Genomic DNA, 17,064 nt, shown 5'->3' with positions numbered 1-17,064 from the left:
ATGACCGCTACGAGTCGTACCCTCCGGCACGCGCCGTGTGACAGCATCCGCTCTCGCAACGCCCCGTACCGTCAGGTCCGGGGCGTTTTCCGTTGGAGACTCCTCTGACCTGTGGCTGGACATCACCACAAGGAAAGGAATCATGGAGAGGCTCTCCGCACGGCTGCTGTCGTGGGCGTCCCTGATCGACGAGAAGACACTCGCTCAGGCGCACACCACGGCCCGCATGCCGTTCATCCACCCGCACCTGGCACTGATGCCGGACGCGCACCTCGGCAAGGGGGCGACGGTCGGCTCGGTCATCCCGACGCTCGGCGCGATCATCCCCGCCGCCGTCGGCGTCGACATCGGCTGCGGGATGATCGCCGTTCGTACGCCGTTCACGAGGAGCGACGTCGACGGTCGTCGGCTCGCCGACCTCCGGGAGCAGATCGAGCGCGCCATCCCCCTGTCGGCCGGCCGGTACAACCGCAAGGTCGTGGCCACCGCGGAACCGCGCATCACCGAGCTGGAGCAGCTCGCCGAGAAGAACGGCTTCGACCCGGCGCAGTACGCCGGGAACTGGCGTCTGCAGTTGGGCACGCTCGGTTCAGGCAACCACTTCATCGAGGTGTCGGTCGATGAGCTCGATCGGGTCTGGCTGTTCCTGCACTCGGGCTCGCGAGGCGTCGGCAACAAGATCGCCGGGCACCACATCGCCGTCGCCCAGCGGCTGGCGAGGCAGTGGTGGATCGACCTTCCCGACCCCGACCTGGCATACCTGGTCGAGGGCACACCGGAGTTCACCCGCTACATCCGGGAGCTGCGGTGGGCCCAGCACTTCGCGCTGCTGAACCGGGAGGAGATGATGGATCGCGTCATCCGGCAGGTGTCGGAGTTACTCGGAACCCCGGTCGACGAACAGGAGCGCATCAACTGCCACCACAACTTCACCGAGTCGGAGAAGCACTACGGGAAGCAGGTGTGGGTGTCACGGAAGGGAGCCATCCAGGCGGACGCCGGTCGACCGGGCCTCATCCCCGGGTCGATGGGGACCGCCTCTTACGTGGTGGAAGGGCTCGGCGACCCGCAGTCGCTGAACTCCTCCCCGCACGGTGCCGGACGGGAGTACTCCCGCTCGGCGGCGCGGCGGACCTTCACGCACGACCAGCTGCGAGAGGCGATGACGGGCATCGAGTTCCGTGACACCGATGCCTTCATCGACGAGATCCCGCAGGCGTACAAGCCGATCGACCAGGTGATGGCGGATGCCGCCGGACTCGTATCGATCCGGCACACGCTGCGGCAGATCGTCAACGTGAAGGGCGACTGAGCAGGACCGGGCGGTGGGATCCCACCGCCCGGTCTCCTCTCCACCTCTTCCCCGCGAGTTCCCCGCGAGATCCGCGGGCGGATCGTCTTCTCCTGCTCCGACACGTCAGAGGCCGGGTTATCCCCCTCTCGTGCGCGACCGATATCTTCGGCTCCCGTGCTCTGGCAGGCTTGCCGAATCGATGCGACGATGAGGAAGTGGGATTCATGAATGACGCGCAGATCTGGACGATGATCGGATCGTTCACCGTGCTGATGTTCAGCACGCTCACGGTCGTCTCGACCCTGTTCGTCCGGATCATCCGCAGTGAGATCGGCGGTCTGCGCACCGAGATGAACGCGCAGATCGGCGGTCTGCGCACCGAGATGAACGGGCAGATCGGCGGTCTGCGCACCGAGATGAACGCACGATTCGATGCCGTGAACAACCGCATCGATGGGCTCGACCGCGACGTGCAGGCGATCGTGAAGCGCACGTTCGGTCTCGACCGCGACGGATGACGACGCTTCGAGACCACGCTTCGGTTGCCCCGCCCGACCGGTATGACGCCTATCCGGAAGTACCCAACGGCACCGCGATCCTGCTCCTCGCGGGGTCGAGTGGGCGCGTGGAGGCAGAACGGGCCGACCTGTTCGCACGGCACGGGGCCCGGGTCCGCGCCATCCGCTGGTTCGGGGGTGCGGGTCAGCGCCCCTCACCCCACGAAGTGCCGATCGAGCTGTTCACGGATCAGCTGGACCTCCTGCGGCACGATGCCGACCGCGTCGCGATCTTCGGAACGTCGTTCGGTGCGGAGGCTGCCCTGGTCACCGCGTCCCTTCACCCGGTCGACGCGACGGTCGCGGTCGCACCGTCATCCGTCGTCTGGGCGGGGTTCGCCGACGGGGACTGGTCGTTGCACTGGACCTGGCAGGGGGCTCCGCTCCCGGCTGTCCCGTTCGACTCGTCGTGGTCGCCGTCGACCGAACCGCCCGAGTACCGGTCCCTGTACCAGTCGAGCCTCGATCGCGCTCCTGACGCCACTGCAGCCGCCACGATCCGCTCAGAGAGCATCCGCGGCGTCGTCGTGCTCATCGCGGGAGGCGACGACCGTGTCTGGCCGAGCGACCGGTTCGCCGCCGAGGTCGTCGAGCGCCGCAGAGCGAACGGACGGGAGACGACGCTGATCACGCACTCCCCCGCCGGGCACCGGATGATCCTGCCCGGCGAGTCGATCGCCACCGGTGGAGTGACGATGGCACGAGGAGGCTCACCGTCGGCTGACGCGGAACTCGGTTCCCTCGCGTGGCCGCAGATCGTGCACGCACTCGGGCTGCGCGCCTGAGCGTCAGAGGGCCGAGGCCGCCTCGGTCTCGACAGATCGGTCGGTGAACGCGGTCTTCGGGACGAACACGAGGATCACCGCGGCCACGAGGGCGGTCACCCCGCAGACGATCCACACCGTGAAGTAGCCCGCGAGCGAGCCGGCCGTTCCCTCGGTCGCACCTGCCGTGCTCGCGACCCCATGCAGGAGCGCGATGCCGAACACGCACGAGGCGATCGCGCCGCCGACGGTCTTCACCGAGTTGGTGAGCCCCGTCGCGACACCGGTCTGCGTGGCCGGAGCGGCCGATGCGGCAGCGGCGGGGAGCGCGGCGACCAGCGCTCCCGAGCCGAGTCCGACAACGACCATGTTCGTGATGACCTGCGCGTAGGTGTCGTGGAACGGAAGGAAGAGGAGGAACCCGATGCCGACCAGCACGGACGCACCCATCAGCGTCAGGCGCGGCGTGGCCCGCCGGGCGACGGTCGGGAACAGGAGAGCCCCCGCGATCATGGCGATCAGATACACGCCGATGATCAGCGAGGTCGCGAAGCCGCTCGTGCCGAGACCGTAGCCGTAGACCGTCGGATCGGTACGCGCGAACGTCGACAGCGGGGCCTGCGCGCCGAGCACGCTGACGCCGAAGAGCCCGGCGGTCAGGAAGACGGGGCCGAGCGCCGGCGAACGGAACATGCGCACATCGATCAGCGGATCGTCGGCGCGGAGCTCCCACAGGACGAACGGGATCACCAGCAGGACGCCGAGCACCACCACCGCCCAGGACCAGGGGTTGGTCAGGCCGCCCTCCAGCCGAAGCAGACTGAGACCCCCGGTGAAGCAGACGAGGGCGAGGGAGATGAGCACGAGGCCGACCGTGTCGAAGAGACCGCCCGTCGGCTCCGGCGACTCCTTGACCCCGAACAGGATCACGAAGAAGCAGACCACGATCAGCACGGCAGGCACCAGCAGCACCACGGTGAGCGGCAGGACATCGATGAGCGCGCCACCCACGAGCGCGCCGATGATCGCCCCTCCTTCGAGCGCCGCGACGAGGAGGCCCGCTGCCTTCGCCGTGATCGAGGAACGGCCCTCCATGCGCCGCGAGCGCGACCAGATCAGAGCGATCTCCAGCGGAAGCCAGACCACGTAGAACCCCATCAGCGCCCACGCCGCGAGGAACACCGGGAAAGAGTCGGTGAAAGGCAGCACCAGAGCGGCGGCGGCGGTGACAGCGGTCGAGATCAGCAGCATCCGCTTGTGGCCGACCATGTCACCGAGCTTCGCGAACGCCGGGACCACGAGTGCCGACAGCATCAGCTGCGCCCCCTCGAGCCAGTTCACATCGGCGTCGTGGATCCCCAGATGGCGCGCGATGTCGGTGAGCATCGGGGTGTAGTACCCCTGCAGCACACCGCTCGTGAACTCCACGAAGGCGAGGAAGCCCACGACGATGGCGAGGGTGCCCAGGGTGCGGGTGCGCGTCATCGCGTCTCCTGCTTCTGCTTCGGGTTCCCCGGCACACTCCGGGGGAAGGGTGAGATCACCCTAGCCGTTCGAGCAGCGCCCGGTGGAATCGCTCCCCCCGCTCCAGGGCGGCGATCTCGACGCTCTCGTCGACGCCGTGGATCGAGGCACGCTGGGCGTTCGACATGTCCAGCGGTGCGAAGCGGTAGACCGCCGGCGAGAACCGGTGGAAGTGTCGCGAATCGGTGGCGGCCATCATCACATACGGCACCGCGGGCACCCCGGGGAAAGCGACGTCGAGGGCTTCGGCGAGGAGCGCGAACTGGGCGTTGTCCGTCGGTGACTCCGGCGACGGCTCGCTCGCTTCGACGACCTCGACCGTGACGAGCGGGTCACGGATGCGCCGACGTACCCGGAACACCGTCTGCTGCGTCGTCTCGCCGAGCGCGATGCGCAGGTTGACGGTGGCGGATGCCTGAGACGGCAGCACGTTCGCCGCAGTACCGCCCGACTGCATCGTCGGCGCGACCGTGGTGCGCACGAGAGCTGCGGGTTCACCGCCGAGGGCGGCGAAGACCTGCGCGGTGAGCAGCGGGGCAGAACTCAGCAACCGCAGCAGGTGCCGAGCCGGGCCCGGAGTCTGCCCGGCCAGCTGCGACAGCATCCGCAGGATCGCCTTCGACGCCCGCGGGCGGAAGGTGGTGGGTCCGAGTCGGTCCACGGCCGTGGCGATGCGCCGGACGGCGGTCGACGACGGCGGAGCGGAGGCGTGGCCGCCGTCGCCGCGGGCCGTCAGCCGGAGTGTCATCACGCCCTTCTCCCCGACACCGATCATCGCGGCACGGCCGGGAACGAAGGGCAGGGGCGCGTCGACCACGGCACCGCCCTCGTCGACCACGAGCCACGGGACCACCCCGCGTTCGCGCAGCACCCGTGCGATCTCCTCGGCGGCGCGCCCGTACGTCTCCTCGTTGCCCCCGAAGGAGAGGTACACGTCACGGGGCGGCACGAACCCGTCGGCGAGAAGATTCTCGACCGCCTCGAGGACCACGATCAGCGGGCCCTTGTCATCCAGCGCTCCGCGGCCGTACACCGATCCGTCGGCGATCACGCCGGCGAACGGCGGATGGGTCCAGTCGTCGCTCTCGTCGACCGGGACGACGTCGTAGTGGGCCATCAGCACGACGGGCTCGTCGGAGGTCGCACCGTTCCCCTCCCAGTGGAACAGGAGGCCGAAGTCGGTGTGCCGTTCCAGACCCAGCTTCTCGTGCGTCAACGGGTAGAGCTCCGCGATCAGCGCGACGAACTCCTCGAAGGGCGCAGGTCCGCGTTCCTCGAGCTCGGCCGAGACCGTCGGTATCCGGATCATCTGCGAAAGTCGCTCGGCGATGCCCGGGCGCACGGTCGGTGTGGTCACAGTCGCCATCGTACCCAGCAGCGGGGCCGCGTTCCGGCGCGATCCGACATCACGCGTTTCGGTCGCCTGCATCGTCGATTCCGGAGAAGATGTACCGAGACGAAGGAGAACACGGATGAGGATCGCCGTCGCAGGAGGAACCGGGACCGTCGGACGGCACACCGTCGAGGCGGTGCGCACAGCGGGACACGACGCGGTCGTCCTCAGCCGGTCGCAGGGAGTCGACCTGGTGACCGGGCGGGGGCTGGACGACGCCCTGGCAGGCGCTGACGCAGTGGTCGACGTCGCGAGCATCGAGACGCTCAAGGCGAGCGCGGCCATCGAGTTCTTCACCGCCGCGACCGGAAACCTGGTCTCAGCGGCGTCGAATGCGGGAGTCGGACAGGTCGTGCTGCTGTCGATCGTCGGGATCGACCGCATTCCCTACGACTATTACGCCGGCAAGATCGCCCAGGAGAAGATCGTCGAGGCGTCGCGCGTACCGTGGACGATCCTGCGGGCCACGCAGTTCCATGAGTTCGCGGAGCAGATGTTCGCGCGGGCGAAGTTGGGACCCGTGCACATCGCCCCGAACGCCCGCACACAGCCCGTGGCTGCGAGCGAAGTGGGCGCGCGTCTCGCAGCACTCGCCGCTGCCGATCCGCAGGGACGCGTGCGTGACCTCGCCGGCCCTCGGGAAGAGCAGTTGTCTGACATGGTGCGTGCGTTCGCGCGGCGGACGGGATTCCGCGGATGGATACCGAGACTCAACGTGCCGGGGCCGCAGATGGCCGGCATGAGAGCGGGGCATGCTCTCCCCGGTCCTGACGCAGATCTCGGACGTCAGAGCTTCGCCGAATGGCTCGCCGCCCGCTAGCGGTGCCCTTGATCCAGTCCCTCTCCACATATTGCTCCGGAACAGGCTTCTCCCCACTCGCCGCATCCAGGTTCGTGGTCTTGGCAGGATGAGATCATCCGACCAGAATGAGAGCGTGATCACGATGACCGAGCCGCAGATCTGGACCATGATCGGTGCCGTCATCGCGCTGATGTTCGGAATGGTCACGGTGGTCTCGACGCTGTTCATCCGAGTGTTGCGAGCCGAGATCGGCGGCGTGAGGTCAGAGATCGGCGGGCTCCGCACCGAGATGGTCGCGCGGTTCGAGGCCGTCGATGCGCGGTTCGAGGCCGTCGATGCGCGATTCGTCTCGGTGAACACTCGCATCGACGCCGTGGGGAGCCGTATCGAAGGCCTCGACCGTGACGTGCGCGCGCTCGTGAAGCACACCTTCGGCCTCGACCGCGGATGACCTCTCGAGGCTGATCCGACCGAGCGTGCGGCGTTCCGTCGCCTGAGCACCTCCGCTGTCTCACGGGAACACCACGAAACAGGTGACGGTTGCATCCATGGTGGCGCGCGGCGCCCCCTGGAGGTGCACATGGAACTGACCCTGGTGTCATCGTCGTTCTGCGGCGCCTGTGCGCGGACCCGGGCCGTTCTCGCCGAGGCCGCACGATTCCTCCCCGACGCGACCGTGACCGAGATCGACGTCGCACAGGATCCGGATACTGCCGAGAAGCTGGATATCGGGTTCACACCGACCGTGATCATCCACGATTCCACCGGCACCGAAGTCTTCCGGGCCACCGGTGTGCCGACGGTCCCGCAGGTGCTCACCGCCGCGGTCAAGGCGCTCCCGGCCTAGGGCGGCCGTCGCTCCGGATCCCTCTTGCGGACCCTCTCGATCCGAGCGCAGACTGAGTTCCAGCGGTGCCGGTCATGACACCGTTCACACACTCCTGGAGTCTTCATGCCCGCTCTCAACCCGTATCTCTCGTTCCGCACCGAGGCCCGCACGGCGATGGAGTTCTATCAGAGCGTCCTCGGCGGTGACCTGGTGATCAACACCTTCGGAGAGTTCCCCGACATGGTGCAGGATCCGAGCCAGAAGGACCTCGTCATGCACGCCCAACTCGATGCTCCGGGCGGTCTGGTGCTCATGGCCTCCGACTCCCCCGACGGCATGCCCTACGAGAAGCCGCAGGGGTTCTCGGTGTCACTGAGCGGCAACTCCCAGGACACCACCCGCGCCGTGTGGGAGAAGCTCTCCGACGGCGCGACGATCACGATGCCGCTGGACGTGCCCCCGTGGGGCGGCCTCTTCGGCATGCTCGTCGATCGCTTCGGCATCCCGTGGATGCTGCACGGCGACTCGGAGGAGTGAGACCGCTCCGCGTCAGCGCGGCTGCACCGCCCGACAGGCGAGATGCAGCGCCAAGCGCGCTTCCGGGTCGGTCAGGTCGATGCCGAGGAGTTCCTGCACACGCCGGATCCGCACGGTCACGGTGTTGCGGTGCAGACCGAGCGCCGTCGCGGTCGCAGCGATGCCCGATTCGTGGTCGAGGTACGACGAAAGGGTGGTGAGCAGCTCTCCCCCTCCCTCCCGCAACGGTGCGAGCAGGGATTCCGCAGCGGGGACGAACGTGTCGTTCCCGGTCCAGGCGAGCAGGAGCTGCTCGAGTCCGAGGCTGTCGACGCGCACGAACCACCCTGTCGCCGATCGCGACGCCGCGATGCGCGCCGCATCCCCCGCCTCGTCGAGGGTCGTGGCGAGTCCTTCCGGTCCTCCCTGGAGCGAGCCGATGCCGGTGGCGACGGCGAAATCGCGCAGGGCACTCAGATGGAGCTCCCGCAGGGACGCGACCGCCCGCTCCACCCGATCAGGATCCGGCGACTCCGGAAAGGTCAGCCACCCGCTCAGTCCTCGACCGGCCGTCGTCGCGTGCGCATCGCCGTCGATGGCGCTGAGCCCGGCACTGACCGTCCGCAGCAGCGAGAAGGAATCGAGTCGTCCCCTCGCCACCATCCGGAAGCCGAGGTGATGTCCACCGGTGCGCCAGCCGCGCTCGGCCATGCGCCGCTCGACATCGGCGTCGGCCGTCCCATGCAGATCGACGAAGTCGCGCAGCAGCCCGGAGGACACGGCGACGTCGTTCACCGCCGCCACCTCGTCGATCAAGATGCGTGCGGCGACCGCCGGCATCGCCACCTCGGCGGCGACGGAGAGCGACTGCACCTGTGCCTCCCCGAGTCCTCGACCGAAGAGCACGAGCCGCAACCCGCTGCGACCCGGGCTGTCCACACGCACCGACGCGGCCGCCGCATCGCCGACACCGGCCCGATCGAGCCAGGATTCGAAACCGATCGCGGCGTGCAGTCGCTCGTCGAGATGCGCACCTGCCTCCTGCAGCACTCCCGACGAGTCGATCAGCGCGGCACCGACACCGAGGTTCGCGGCGATATGCCCCAGCAGATCGGCCAGGTCATCGGCGGCATACTCGAACGACTGCGCGACCTTGCGCACCTGGCTGAGCGTCAGCGCATCCCGCGCCTCGATCAGCATCCAGCACGCTTTCGCGAGTTGGATGGGACGTTCGACATCGAGCAGGCACAGACCGATCCGATCCGCGAGGCGGAAAGCACCGGCATCGAACGAGGCCGCTCCCGCGAGCGCCAGGCCCGTGTATCCACGATCACGCAGCCGCCGCAGCAGCGCGTCCTGCTGCCAGGTCGACGTCGGGGCGGTCGCCGTCAGGACCGCGAGCCGATCGGGCCCGCTCGCGCTCAGCTCGGACTCCCCCGCCCCTACCGTCACCGCTTCCCACGCGGTGTCCTCGGGGCCTGCGACTCTCCGAAGCCCGCCGTTCTCGCCGTGGGCGAGCAGCGCGCTCAACCGCAGTCTCTCGTTCACGCCGCGTCCAGATCGTCGAGTCCGTATGCCGAGGGCAGCACTTTCGCCCGCCGATCCGGTCGGGCGTTCCACCATGCCGGCGCGGGGACGGCGAGCACCGCGACGTTCCGCGCGAGTCGGAGCTCGGTGACCTCCAGGATCTCCCGCGAGATCGCATCGATGACCACGATGATCGTCGGCGCGGATGCGACCAGACGTCCGTCGGTCAGCACGGCGAGGGTCTCGGAGCGACTGACCACCCGGTGCACGGCCCCGGCGAGCCCGCTGATCTCCACCGCGTTCACGTGGGGATCGTGCGCAGACGAGGAGACCGAGACGATGCGCCCCTCGGCGAGAAGCTCCGCCCCGAGCGCATCGGCGAGGATCGGGAGCGGAGCGGTCGCGGCGCCGAGATAGGCCCGACCGAGGTCGAGCGCATGGGCGAGGTGGCCGCCGATCGCGTGCTCCCGCAGATCGCCGACCGTGAACCCGCCCAGCACGGCGCAGCCGACCCCGCCGGCCTGGATGATCGCCGATCGGACGACACGCTCGGCATCGATCGCCCGGTGCGCCTCGACGAGCGCGACGCCGTCGAAACCCGTATCGCAGGCGAACACGAGGCCGGGGACGCGATCCACGAACAGCGACATCTGGTCGAGTCCCGGAACGGCCCGGCCGGTGCAGTCCGCATCGACCACGACATGCGACCCGGCCAGCAGCAACGGCGACAGCCCGTTCATGCCGCCGCCTTCGAGGGAACAGACCGCCGGGACCGGATGACCGATCCACCGCTCGACGGCGTCGAGCAGCCGGGTGAACGGCGCCGCACCCGGAAGACGCTCCTCCAGCAGCATGGTCGAGCCGACGAAGGCAACCCCGAGACAGGGCGTGGAGGGGTCGAGCGCCGAGATCGGCGAGACCTCGATCGGCCAGCCCTCGGCACCGGCGAGCATCAGCTCGAGCATGGTCGTCGAGCCGCCGCCGCCGGAGCCGAGCAGCGCATAGCCGCGGGCGAGCGCCGTGAGGTCGTCGCGCTGCAGCATCATGCGCTCCAGCCTAGGGAGAAACGTCCTCACCCGCGGCCAGCGTCTCGAGCGGAACGAACTCCGCCGTGAGGCCGAACGCGGACGGGCCGAAGGCGGCGAGCGCGTCGGGTGTGCGCATCATCTCCGGTGTGGAGATGCCGAGCACCCGCACGCGCTGCCCGTAGCGGAGGCCCTCCGTCGTGATGGGCTCCGCCGTCTCGTGATCGACCACGCAGATGAGGTCGGGCACGATCGCCACCAGCGTCCCGCTCCGGTGGGCGATGAGGTTCTCGTTCTGGAAGGAGATCTCGAAGGTGTCGCCTTCGTCGGCACCGAGGGGCGCGATGACGGCTCTCCCCTTGGCGAACCCCTCGGTCGTGCGCCGCTCGACGTCGACGACCTTGCCGACGCAGAGTTCGCGCAGGTGCGGGTAGAGCGTGCTCGCCAGGGTCTCGGCGATCGCGTCGAACGGCGAGCGATGCTCCTCACGGGCGATCCGGATGGCGCGGCCCAGCGCGAGGGCCATCGAGATCGTCCGGGGAACGGCCGTCCGGCGCACGTCGGCTCCGGTCATCGCGTACTCGGCGATGTGTCCCACACCGCCGAGTCGGATGGTGATGCCGCGGGCGAGCCACTCCATCTGGCGGTCGTCGTCTCCCGTGTCGATCACGACCTTCTCGCCCCGCTCTCCCGCGAGCGCGAGGGGCGACCCGTGCACGCCGTACACGGCGAAGGTCTCCATCGACAGCTCAGGGAAGGCACGGCCCATGCCGTCGGCGTCGACCACGGGCAGCCCGGTCTCCGCCGCGACGATGAGGGGGATCATCGAGTTGATGCCGCCGCACTCGATCGGCATCGTCGCGTCCGCCTTCCGCCCGAGGTGCTCTTCGAGCGTGCGCAGGGCGAGGGTGGGCTCGGTCCCGGCAGGGATCTTCTCGATCATCACGGTCGGCGCGCCCATCTGGGCCGTCGGGATCACGAACAGGTCGTCGGCGAGCTCGTCCGGGTCGAGGATCGTGATGCTCCCCTCCCCCAGCACGCGCTCGACCAGCATCTTGCCGATGTACGGGTCACCGCCGCCGCCGGTGCCGAGCAGCGTCGCACCGCGGGCGAGATCGGGAAGGTCTGCGGCGGTGAGCTGCCAGCTCATGCCGCGGCTCCCGTCGAGACGAATCCTGCCGAGATGCTGCCGTCGAAGCGGTGCGACGGCATGTCGTACCCGAAGTAGCCGGGGCCGACCATCGCGAGCGCCGCCTCCGAATGCCAGCGCTCGTCGGCGGGGGCCGCGATCACCCGCACCCGCTGCCCGTACCGCAGGGCCTCGGTCGTGATCGGCTCGCCGGATTCCCCGTCGAGCACCATGATCAGATCGGGAGTGGTCGCGAGCACGGTCCCGTCGGCCTCGGCCACGAGATGCTCGTTCTGGAACTGCAGCGTCAGCGTCGCGTCGCCGTCGCCGTCGCCGTCGATGCGTGCACGTCCGCGCGCGAAGCCGGTCGTGGTGGCGCGGTGCACATCGACGACTTTGCCGTCGAACAGCTCGCGCCCGCCGAGAAGCTCGACGACCGCCGCGACGGGATCGGTCTTCTCGTCGCGTGCGGCGGCGATACGCTGCCCGATCTCGATGCAGCGGGACAGCGACCCCGAGACGAGCGACTCCCGCGCAGCAGATCCCGACATCGAGAACCCGGAGATCATGACCGAGCACCCCATCTCGACACAGGCCACGCGGGCGATGCGCTCGGTCCACGAGTTGTCGACCGTCTGCAGCACGCCGGTGTTGCCCTTCTCATCGCTGAACGCGAGCGGCGATGCCGTTACGCCGTACAGCGTCGGGAGCACCATCTGCAGTTCCGGAAATGCTCGCCCCATGCCGTCGGCGTCGAGCAGCGGAAGGCCGAGCGCGGCAGCGGCGGCGATCGGGATGGTCGAGTTGACCCCTCCGACCTCGGCGCACGCGATATGGGTGATCGGACGGCCGAGGTGCACGCTGAGCGCCCTGACCGGTTCGATGACCTCGGCGAGGCTCGGGAGCTTCTCGACCATCACGGTCGGTGCTCCCATCATCGCGACGAACAGCACGAGAGCGTCGTCGGGGACCTCGTCGAGGCCGACGACCGTGACGTCGCCGGAGGTCAGCGCCTGACGAGCGAGCAGCGCTCCGATGTAGGGGTCTCCTCCCCCGCCGGTGCCGAGGACGGCAGCACCGCGGGCGAGACCGTCGATGTGCGCGGGAGTGATCGTCCAGCTCATGTCACGCTCCCATGTCGAGGTCGCCGACGGCCTTCACGCGGATGCGCGTCGCGTTGCCGGGGAGGTACGGGATCGGCACCTCGTCGAAGTCGATGATCGACACGGTCGACGGCTTCGCGCCCGCCGCGATCGCCTTGTCGACGGCTTCGGCGCGCACCTCGGCGATGGTCTCGTCGCGACGTCCCGGTTCGATCGCGTAGACCTTGTCGATCTCGCCGCCGACCTGCGCGATCGACGCGCCGATGGCGTTGGCGACCGCATAGTTCTCCGGGCGGTGCACGGTGCCGAACAGTGGCAGCTCGTCGGGAAGCAGGATGGATCCCCCGCCGACGGCGACCACCGCGATGGGCTCGGGCGAGGTGCGCATGCGGTCGACGGCTTCGGACACGCGTTCAGCGATGCGGGCGAGCACCCGCTCGACGAATGCCGGGTCGAGGTGAGCGACCTTGCTCGCATCGCCCACCTGTGCGCGACCCGCGGCGACCGCGATGTCGGTGGCGGTCAAAGTGGAACCGCCGAAGACCAGAGCCTCGGTGGTCAGCTTGTATCCGACCGAAGCCGGACCGACCTCGGCGGTCTCCTCGTCGACGATGCTCCCGCCCCCGATGCCGAGGGAGAGCACGTCGGGCATCCGGAAGTTGGTGCGGATGCCCGCGACCTTCACCTCGTTCGCGGTCTCACGCGGGAAGCCGTTGATCAGCAGACCGATGTCGGCCGTGGTGCCGCCCACGTCGATCACGGCGCAGTCGTCGAGTCCGCTCGTGGCAGCAGCCCCGCGCATCGAGTTGGTCGGGCCGGAGGCGAAGGTCGCGACCGGGTAGCGCCGCACATACTCCTCGTCCATGAGCGTGCCGTCGTTCTGGCTGAGGAAGATCGGCGCCTCGATGCCCTGGGCGCGCACGGCGGAGGTGAGCCCGTCGACGATCTCCGATGCGAGCTCGCGCAGCGCCGCATTGATGATGGTCGCGTTCTCGCGCTCCAGCAGCCCGATGCGACCGATCTCGTGGGACAGCGAGATGGCGGCGTCCGTGCCCAGCACCTCCGCGACGATCTCGGCCGCCCGCACCTCGAGGTCGTGGTTGACCGGACTGAACACCGACGAGATCGCGACCGAGCGGATGCCGTGCGCCTTCATGTCCTCCGCGTGCGCCCGGATCTCGTCCGGGTCGAGCGGCGAGATCGGCCGGCCGTCGAACTCGTAGCCGCCGTGGGCGAGATAGCTGCGGGCCTGCGTGGCTTCGACCAGAACCTCGGGCCAGTCGATCAGCGGCGGCAGCGCCCGCGTGGCGGGCAACCCGAGCCGGAGGGCGGCGACCGGTGCCAGGCGGCTGGCCTGCACGAGCGCGTTGATGAAGTGCGTCGTGCCGATCATGACGGCATCGACGTCGGCGCCCTCGAAGGCGTGCCCGGCCCGCAGGTCCTCGATCGCCTGGATGATGCCACCGGTGACATCGGGGGTGGTCGAGTGCTTCACGCCCGCGAGCGTGCGGGTGCCGTCCATGAGGACTGCGTCGGTGTTGGTACCGCCGACGTCGATGCCGATATGCATGATTCTCGCTTTCCTGTGAGGGGTGTCTGTCTCAGGCGGCTCAGGCCGCTGCTGCTGCTTCGACCGAGGTGGCCTGTCGTGTCGTCGCCACACCGACGCCACGGACCCAGCCGAGCTTGCCGGCCACGATGTAGAGCACCATCGAGAGGAACAGGCTCAGCAGCGACGGGATGCCCCAGGTCACGAAGTAGCCGACCAGCGCGGAGACCAACCACACGACGATCGTCGCGGGGACGATGCGCGGAGCGGTCGTCGGAAGGGTGCCGGCGTCTCGGGTGGCGTCGAGGTCGGGGCGCCAGCGGCGCACGATGTAGTACTCGGCCACCATGATCCCGGCGATGGGCGGGAACGCGACGCTCAGCACGATCAGGAATTCGGTGAACTGTCCGAGGATGCCGACCGCGGCGAGGATCGATCCCACGACACCCAGCACGATGGTCGTCGTGACACGGTGCAGGTTCTTGCCGAACGCGGTGGAGATGAAGTTCACCAGGCCCAACGTGGAGGAGTACAGGTTCCAGTCGTTGATCTTCAGGGTGCCGGTGAGCACGATGAACAGACCGATGAAACCGACCGACGAGGTGACGATCGCGACGATGTCGCCCGTGGCGGCCGCGTGGGCGAGCAGCACGCCGGCGAGACCGATCACGAACTCGCCGAGCGAGACGCCGAGGACGGTCTGCTTGATCACGTCGGCGCGCGAGCGGTTGAAGCGGGTCATGTCACCCGTGATGATCGCACCGACGATGAGACCACCGGCGACGATGCCGGTTCCGGCCCAGACGCTCATCGTGGGTCCGGGCGCCGGTCCCGTGAGCAGCTCGCCGATGTCGTGACGGCTCAGCTCGGTGATGACCGACCAGCCGACCAGGATGAGGAACAGCGGAACGGTGATGTTCGCGAGCCACTGCATCCCGACGAAGCCGAAGGCCACGATCGCGGTGACGGCGAGGCCGAAGATGAGGCTCCAGGCCCAGACCGGCAGGGCACCGGGCATGAGGGCGTCGAGTGACTGCGCGGAGATGGCCGACTGGATGCCGAACCAGCCGATGAGGCTGATGCCGATCGCGAGGCCGACCAGCGAGGCGCCGATCTCGCCGAAGCCGGTCCAGCGTGCGAGCAGGGCGGTGTTGAGGCCCTCGCGCTGGCCGATGAAGCCGACCACGCACATGATCACCTCGAGGATGAGCGAGCCGAAGAGGAAGGCGAGGACGGCCTCGCCGAAAGTCATGCTGTAACCGAGGGTCGCGCCGAGGAGGAACTGCGAGAGGGCCGAGACCTGCCCGAATCGCTGCACGGCGATTCCGAACCAGGGTCTGCGGGCCTCGGGAGTCACTCGGGAGAGCGCGAAGTCGTCTGCGTGCGCCGTGCGTGCCATGAGGATCCTTCGGGAGGAGGGAACGGGTTGTGCGCCACAGTAGCGACGCTTCCCACACGGCCGACATGTGCATATCGCACGAGAATCACCCATGGATGTGCAGATCGCACACCACTCGCTCCGTCCACGGCCGCCGGTACATCACGACCGACGACGAGACCCACCCCTGCGGACATCGCCAGGGGTGGGTCTCGGCTCGAGGCGTGGTCTCGACCACCTCGCGGGTCGAGGTCGAAGGTCAGTGCAGCGCGTTGGTCTCGATGAAGGCGCGGAGCGCGTGCTCGTCGTCACCCATCTCGGTCACGTGCTGAGGCGCGTCGAGCATCTCCTGCAGCTCCGGCGCGTAGCCGAGCTCCACACCGATGGCCTCATGGATCGTCTCGGCGAACTTCTCCGGCTTGGCCGTCTCGAGCACGAGCATCGGCACACCGGGCTCGATGTACTCGCGTGCGACCTTGACGCCGTCCGCCGTGTGCGGGTCGATGACCTCACCGGTCGCCTCGTACACCGCGCGGATGGTCGCCAGTCGATCCTCGTGCGTCGAGGTGCCGCTGACGATGCCGAACTCCTCCAGGAAGCGCTCCTGCTCGGCGGAGAAGTCGAAGTGGCCCTGCGCCTCGAGGTCGTCCCAGGCGCCGACGACGCGGGCCGGGTCGCGACCGACCAGCTCGAAGATGAACCGCTCGAGGTTCGACGCCTTGGAGATGTCCATCGAAGGGCTCGAGGTCGCGAGGGTCTGGGCCGCACTGCGCGGCCGGTAGACGCCGGTGCGGAAGAACTCGTCCAGCACGTTGTTCTCGTTCGCCGCCAGCACGAGGCGCCGGATCGGCAGTCCCATCTGCTTCGCGAAGAACCCAGAGAGGATGTTGCCGAAGTTCCCGGAGGGCACCGTGAACGACAGCTCGGTCCAGCCACCGGCGTCCGTCGCCCGCAGCCACGCCCAGAAGTAGTAGACGGTCTGCGCCGTGATGCGCGCCAGATTGATGGAGTTCACGGCCCCCAAGTGCTGCGAGCGCTTGAAGTCGAGGTCTCCTGCGAGCTTCTTCACGAGGTTCTGGCAGTCGTCGAAGACTCCCTCGACCGCGATGTTGTGCACATTCGCATCGTCGAGCGAGAACATCTGTGCCCGCTGGAACGCGCTCATGCGCCCCTGCGGCGACAGCATGAACACCGCGACGCGCTCCTTGCCGCGCAGCGCGTGCTCTGCCGCGGATCCGGTGTCTCCCGAAGTGGCGCCGAGGATGTTGAGCACGGAGTCGTTGCGCTCGAGCGTGTACTCGAGCACCTGGCCGAGGAACTGCATGGCCATGTCCTTGAACGCCAGGGTCGGCCCCTCGGAGAGCCCGACCAGGGTGAGCTCGTCATCGATCGCGCGCAGCGGCACCACGCCGTCGGGGAAGTCGGCGTAGGCCGCATCCGTCATGCGCGCCAGGTCGGCGCGCGGGATGTCGGTCGCGAACAGACCGAGCACCTCGGTCGCCAGTTGCGGGTAGGTCAGGGCGCGCCAGCGCTCGAGCGTCTCGCCGTCGACGGTCGGCATGGCCTCGGGTACCGCCAGTCCGCCGTCGGGCGCGAGGCCCTCCAACAGCGTCTCGCTGAACGACTGCGGCTGCATGCCGCCGCGGGTGGAGATGAACTGCACGTTGGCTCCTC

General features: G+C 68.7%; 16 protein-coding genes. 7 read left to right on the top strand and 9 right to left on the bottom strand.

All coding sequences use genetic code 11. From position 1 onward, the window contains the following. Window positions 1-142: 142 nt before the first annotated feature. The 3 genes from ABDC25_RS03650 to ABDC25_RS03640 all read left to right on the top strand — a co-directional run bounded on the left by ABDC25_RS03650 (window position 143) and on the right by ABDC25_RS03640 (window position 2,636). Entirely contained in the window at window positions 143-1,312 is a 1,170-nt protein-coding gene (locus ABDC25_RS03650; protein WP_347124892.1) for an RtcB family protein, read from the top strand. A 206-nt stretch (window positions 1,313-1,518) separates the two neighbouring features. Further along, window positions 1,519-1,812: a hypothetical protein gene (locus ABDC25_RS03645; RefSeq protein WP_208323443.1), complete on the top strand. Its 294-nt coding sequence runs from the start codon at window positions 1,519-1,521 to the stop codon at window positions 1,810-1,812. Beyond that, complete coding sequence (locus ABDC25_RS03640) at window positions 1,809-2,636, top strand: acyl-CoA thioester hydrolase/BAAT C-terminal domain-containing protein (protein WP_347124889.1); 828 nt, start codon at window positions 1,809-1,811, stop codon at window positions 2,634-2,636. Before ABDC25_RS03645 ends, ABDC25_RS03640 begins: the two co-directional genes overlap by 4 nt. A gap of 3 nt (window positions 2,637-2,639) precedes the next feature. Here the strand turns inward: ABDC25_RS03640 and ABDC25_RS03635 are convergent, their stop codons facing one another. Further along, entirely contained in the window at window positions 2,640-4,100 is a 1,461-nt protein-coding gene (locus ABDC25_RS03635) for an MFS transporter (protein ID WP_167253121.1), read from the bottom strand. A 55-nt stretch (window positions 4,101-4,155) separates the two neighbouring features. Beyond that, the gene (locus ABDC25_RS03630) at window positions 4,156-5,505 is read right to left on the bottom strand and encodes a M20/M25/M40 family metallo-hydrolase (protein ID WP_167253123.1); all 1,350 of its coding nucleotides are present in this window, start codon (window positions 5,503-5,505) and stop codon (window positions 4,156-4,158) included. Window positions 5,506-5,611: 106 nt separating this feature from the next. Between ABDC25_RS03630 and ABDC25_RS03625 the strand changes: the two genes are divergently transcribed. The 4 genes from ABDC25_RS03625 to ABDC25_RS03610 all read left to right on the top strand — a co-directional run bounded on the left by ABDC25_RS03625 (window position 5,612) and on the right by ABDC25_RS03610 (window position 7,700). Further along, window positions 5,612-6,352: an SDR family oxidoreductase gene (locus ABDC25_RS03625; RefSeq protein ID WP_347124886.1), complete on the top strand. Its 741-nt coding sequence runs from the start codon at window positions 5,612-5,614 to the stop codon at window positions 6,350-6,352. 124 nt (window positions 6,353-6,476) lie between these two features. Further along, window positions 6,477-6,785, top strand: coding sequence for a hypothetical protein (locus ABDC25_RS03620; RefSeq protein ID WP_031206640.1), 309 nt, complete (start codon window positions 6,477-6,479; stop codon window positions 6,783-6,785). 129 nt (window positions 6,786-6,914) lie between these two features. Continuing rightward, window positions 6,915-7,181, top strand: coding sequence for a thioredoxin family protein (locus ABDC25_RS03615; RefSeq protein ID WP_021198097.1), 267 nt, complete (start codon window positions 6,915-6,917; stop codon window positions 7,179-7,181). A 105-nt stretch (window positions 7,182-7,286) separates the two neighbouring features. After that, complete coding sequence (locus ABDC25_RS03610) at window positions 7,287-7,700, top strand: VOC family protein (RefSeq protein ID WP_347124884.1); 414 nt, start codon at window positions 7,287-7,289, stop codon at window positions 7,698-7,700. Window positions 7,701-7,712: 12 nt separating this feature from the next. Here ABDC25_RS03610 and ABDC25_RS03605 read toward each other — a convergent pair whose 3' ends face one another. The 7 genes from ABDC25_RS03605 to thrC all read right to left on the bottom strand — a co-directional run bounded on the left by ABDC25_RS03605 (window position 7,713) and on the right by thrC (window position 17,053). Further along, window positions 7,713-9,227, bottom strand: coding sequence for a helix-turn-helix domain-containing protein (locus tag ABDC25_RS03605; RefSeq protein WP_347124883.1), 1,515 nt, complete (start codon window positions 9,225-9,227; stop codon window positions 7,713-7,715). After that, on the bottom strand, window positions 9,224-10,252 hold the full coding sequence (locus ABDC25_RS03600) for a DUF917 family protein (protein ID WP_021198100.1): 1,029 nt from the start codon (window positions 10,250-10,252) through the stop codon (window positions 9,224-9,226). Before ABDC25_RS03600 ends, ABDC25_RS03605 begins: the two co-directional genes overlap by 4 nt. A 10-nt stretch (window positions 10,253-10,262) precedes the next feature. Next, window positions 10,263-11,381: a DUF917 domain-containing protein gene (locus ABDC25_RS03595; RefSeq protein WP_029259728.1), complete on the bottom strand. Its 1,119-nt coding sequence runs from the start codon at window positions 11,379-11,381 to the stop codon at window positions 10,263-10,265. Further along, a complete protein-coding gene (locus ABDC25_RS03590) occupies window positions 11,378-12,484 on the bottom strand; it encodes a DUF917 domain-containing protein (RefSeq protein WP_347124880.1) in 1,107 nt (368 codons plus the stop codon). Before ABDC25_RS03590 ends, ABDC25_RS03595 begins: the two co-directional genes overlap by 4 nt. A gap of 1 nt (window position 12,485) precedes the next feature. Continuing rightward, window positions 12,486-14,033, bottom strand: coding sequence for a hydantoinase/oxoprolinase family protein (locus ABDC25_RS03585; RefSeq protein ID WP_021198103.1), 1,548 nt, complete (start codon window positions 14,031-14,033; stop codon window positions 12,486-12,488). A 40-nt stretch (window positions 14,034-14,073) separates the two neighbouring features. Next, on the bottom strand, window positions 14,074-15,411 hold the full coding sequence (locus ABDC25_RS03580) for a cytosine permease (protein ID WP_021198104.1): 1,338 nt from the start codon (window positions 15,409-15,411) through the stop codon (window positions 14,074-14,076). Between the two features lie 238 nt (window positions 15,412-15,649). Next, window positions 15,650-17,053, bottom strand: coding sequence for a threonine synthase (thrC, locus tag ABDC25_RS03575; RefSeq protein WP_347124877.1), 1,404 nt, complete (start codon window positions 17,051-17,053; stop codon window positions 15,650-15,652). Window positions 17,054-17,064 lie beyond the last annotated feature (11 nt).

Source organism: Microbacterium sp. SY138 (genome assembly GCF_039729145.1).
GTDB classification, from domain to species: Bacteria; Actinomycetota; Actinomycetes; order Actinomycetales; family Microbacteriaceae; genus Microbacterium; species Microbacterium maritypicum_A.
This window is presented reverse-complemented; position numbering and strand designations above follow the sequence as displayed.

Excerpts from the sequence above, each read along its gene's own strand:
- ABDC25_RS03650 (WP_347124892.1), top strand. The coding sequence starts at position 143 with ATGGAGAGGCTCTCCGCACGGCTGCTGTCGTGGGCGTCCCTGATCGAC.
- ABDC25_RS03645 (WP_208323443.1), top strand. The coding sequence starts at position 1,519 with ATGAATGACGCGCAGATCTGGACGATGATCGGATCGTTCACCGTGCTG.
- ABDC25_RS03640 (WP_347124889.1), top strand. The coding sequence starts at position 1,809 with ATGACGACGCTTCGAGACCACGCTTCGGTTGCCCCGCCCGACCGGTAT.
- ABDC25_RS03635 (WP_167253121.1), bottom strand. The coding sequence starts at position 4,100 with ATGACGCGCACCCGCACCCTGGGCACCCTCGCCATCGTCGTGGGCTTC.
- ABDC25_RS03630 (WP_167253123.1), bottom strand. The coding sequence starts at position 5,505 with ATGGCGACTGTGACCACACCGACCGTGCGCCCGGGCATCGCCGAGCGA.
- ABDC25_RS03625 (WP_347124886.1), top strand. The coding sequence starts at position 5,612 with ATGAGGATCGCCGTCGCAGGAGGAACCGGGACCGTCGGACGGCACACC.
- ABDC25_RS03620 (WP_031206640.1), top strand. The coding sequence starts at position 6,477 with ATGACCGAGCCGCAGATCTGGACCATGATCGGTGCCGTCATCGCGCTG.
- ABDC25_RS03615 (WP_021198097.1), top strand. The coding sequence starts at position 6,915 with ATGGAACTGACCCTGGTGTCATCGTCGTTCTGCGGCGCCTGTGCGCGG.
- ABDC25_RS03610 (WP_347124884.1), top strand. The coding sequence starts at position 7,287 with ATGCCCGCTCTCAACCCGTATCTCTCGTTCCGCACCGAGGCCCGCACG.
- ABDC25_RS03600 (WP_021198100.1), bottom strand. The coding sequence starts at position 10,252 with ATGATGCTGCAGCGCGACGACCTCACGGCGCTCGCCCGCGGCTATGCG.
- ABDC25_RS03595 (WP_029259728.1), bottom strand. The coding sequence starts at position 11,381 with ATGAGCTGGCAGCTCACCGCCGCAGACCTTCCCGATCTCGCCCGCGGT.
- ABDC25_RS03590 (WP_347124880.1), bottom strand. The coding sequence starts at position 12,484 with ATGAGCTGGACGATCACTCCCGCGCACATCGACGGTCTCGCCCGCGGT.
- ABDC25_RS03585 (WP_021198103.1), bottom strand. The coding sequence starts at position 14,033 with ATGCATATCGGCATCGACGTCGGCGGTACCAACACCGACGCAGTCCTC.
- ABDC25_RS03580 (WP_021198104.1), bottom strand. The coding sequence starts at position 15,411 with ATGGCACGCACGGCGCACGCAGACGACTTCGCGCTCTCCCGAGTGACT.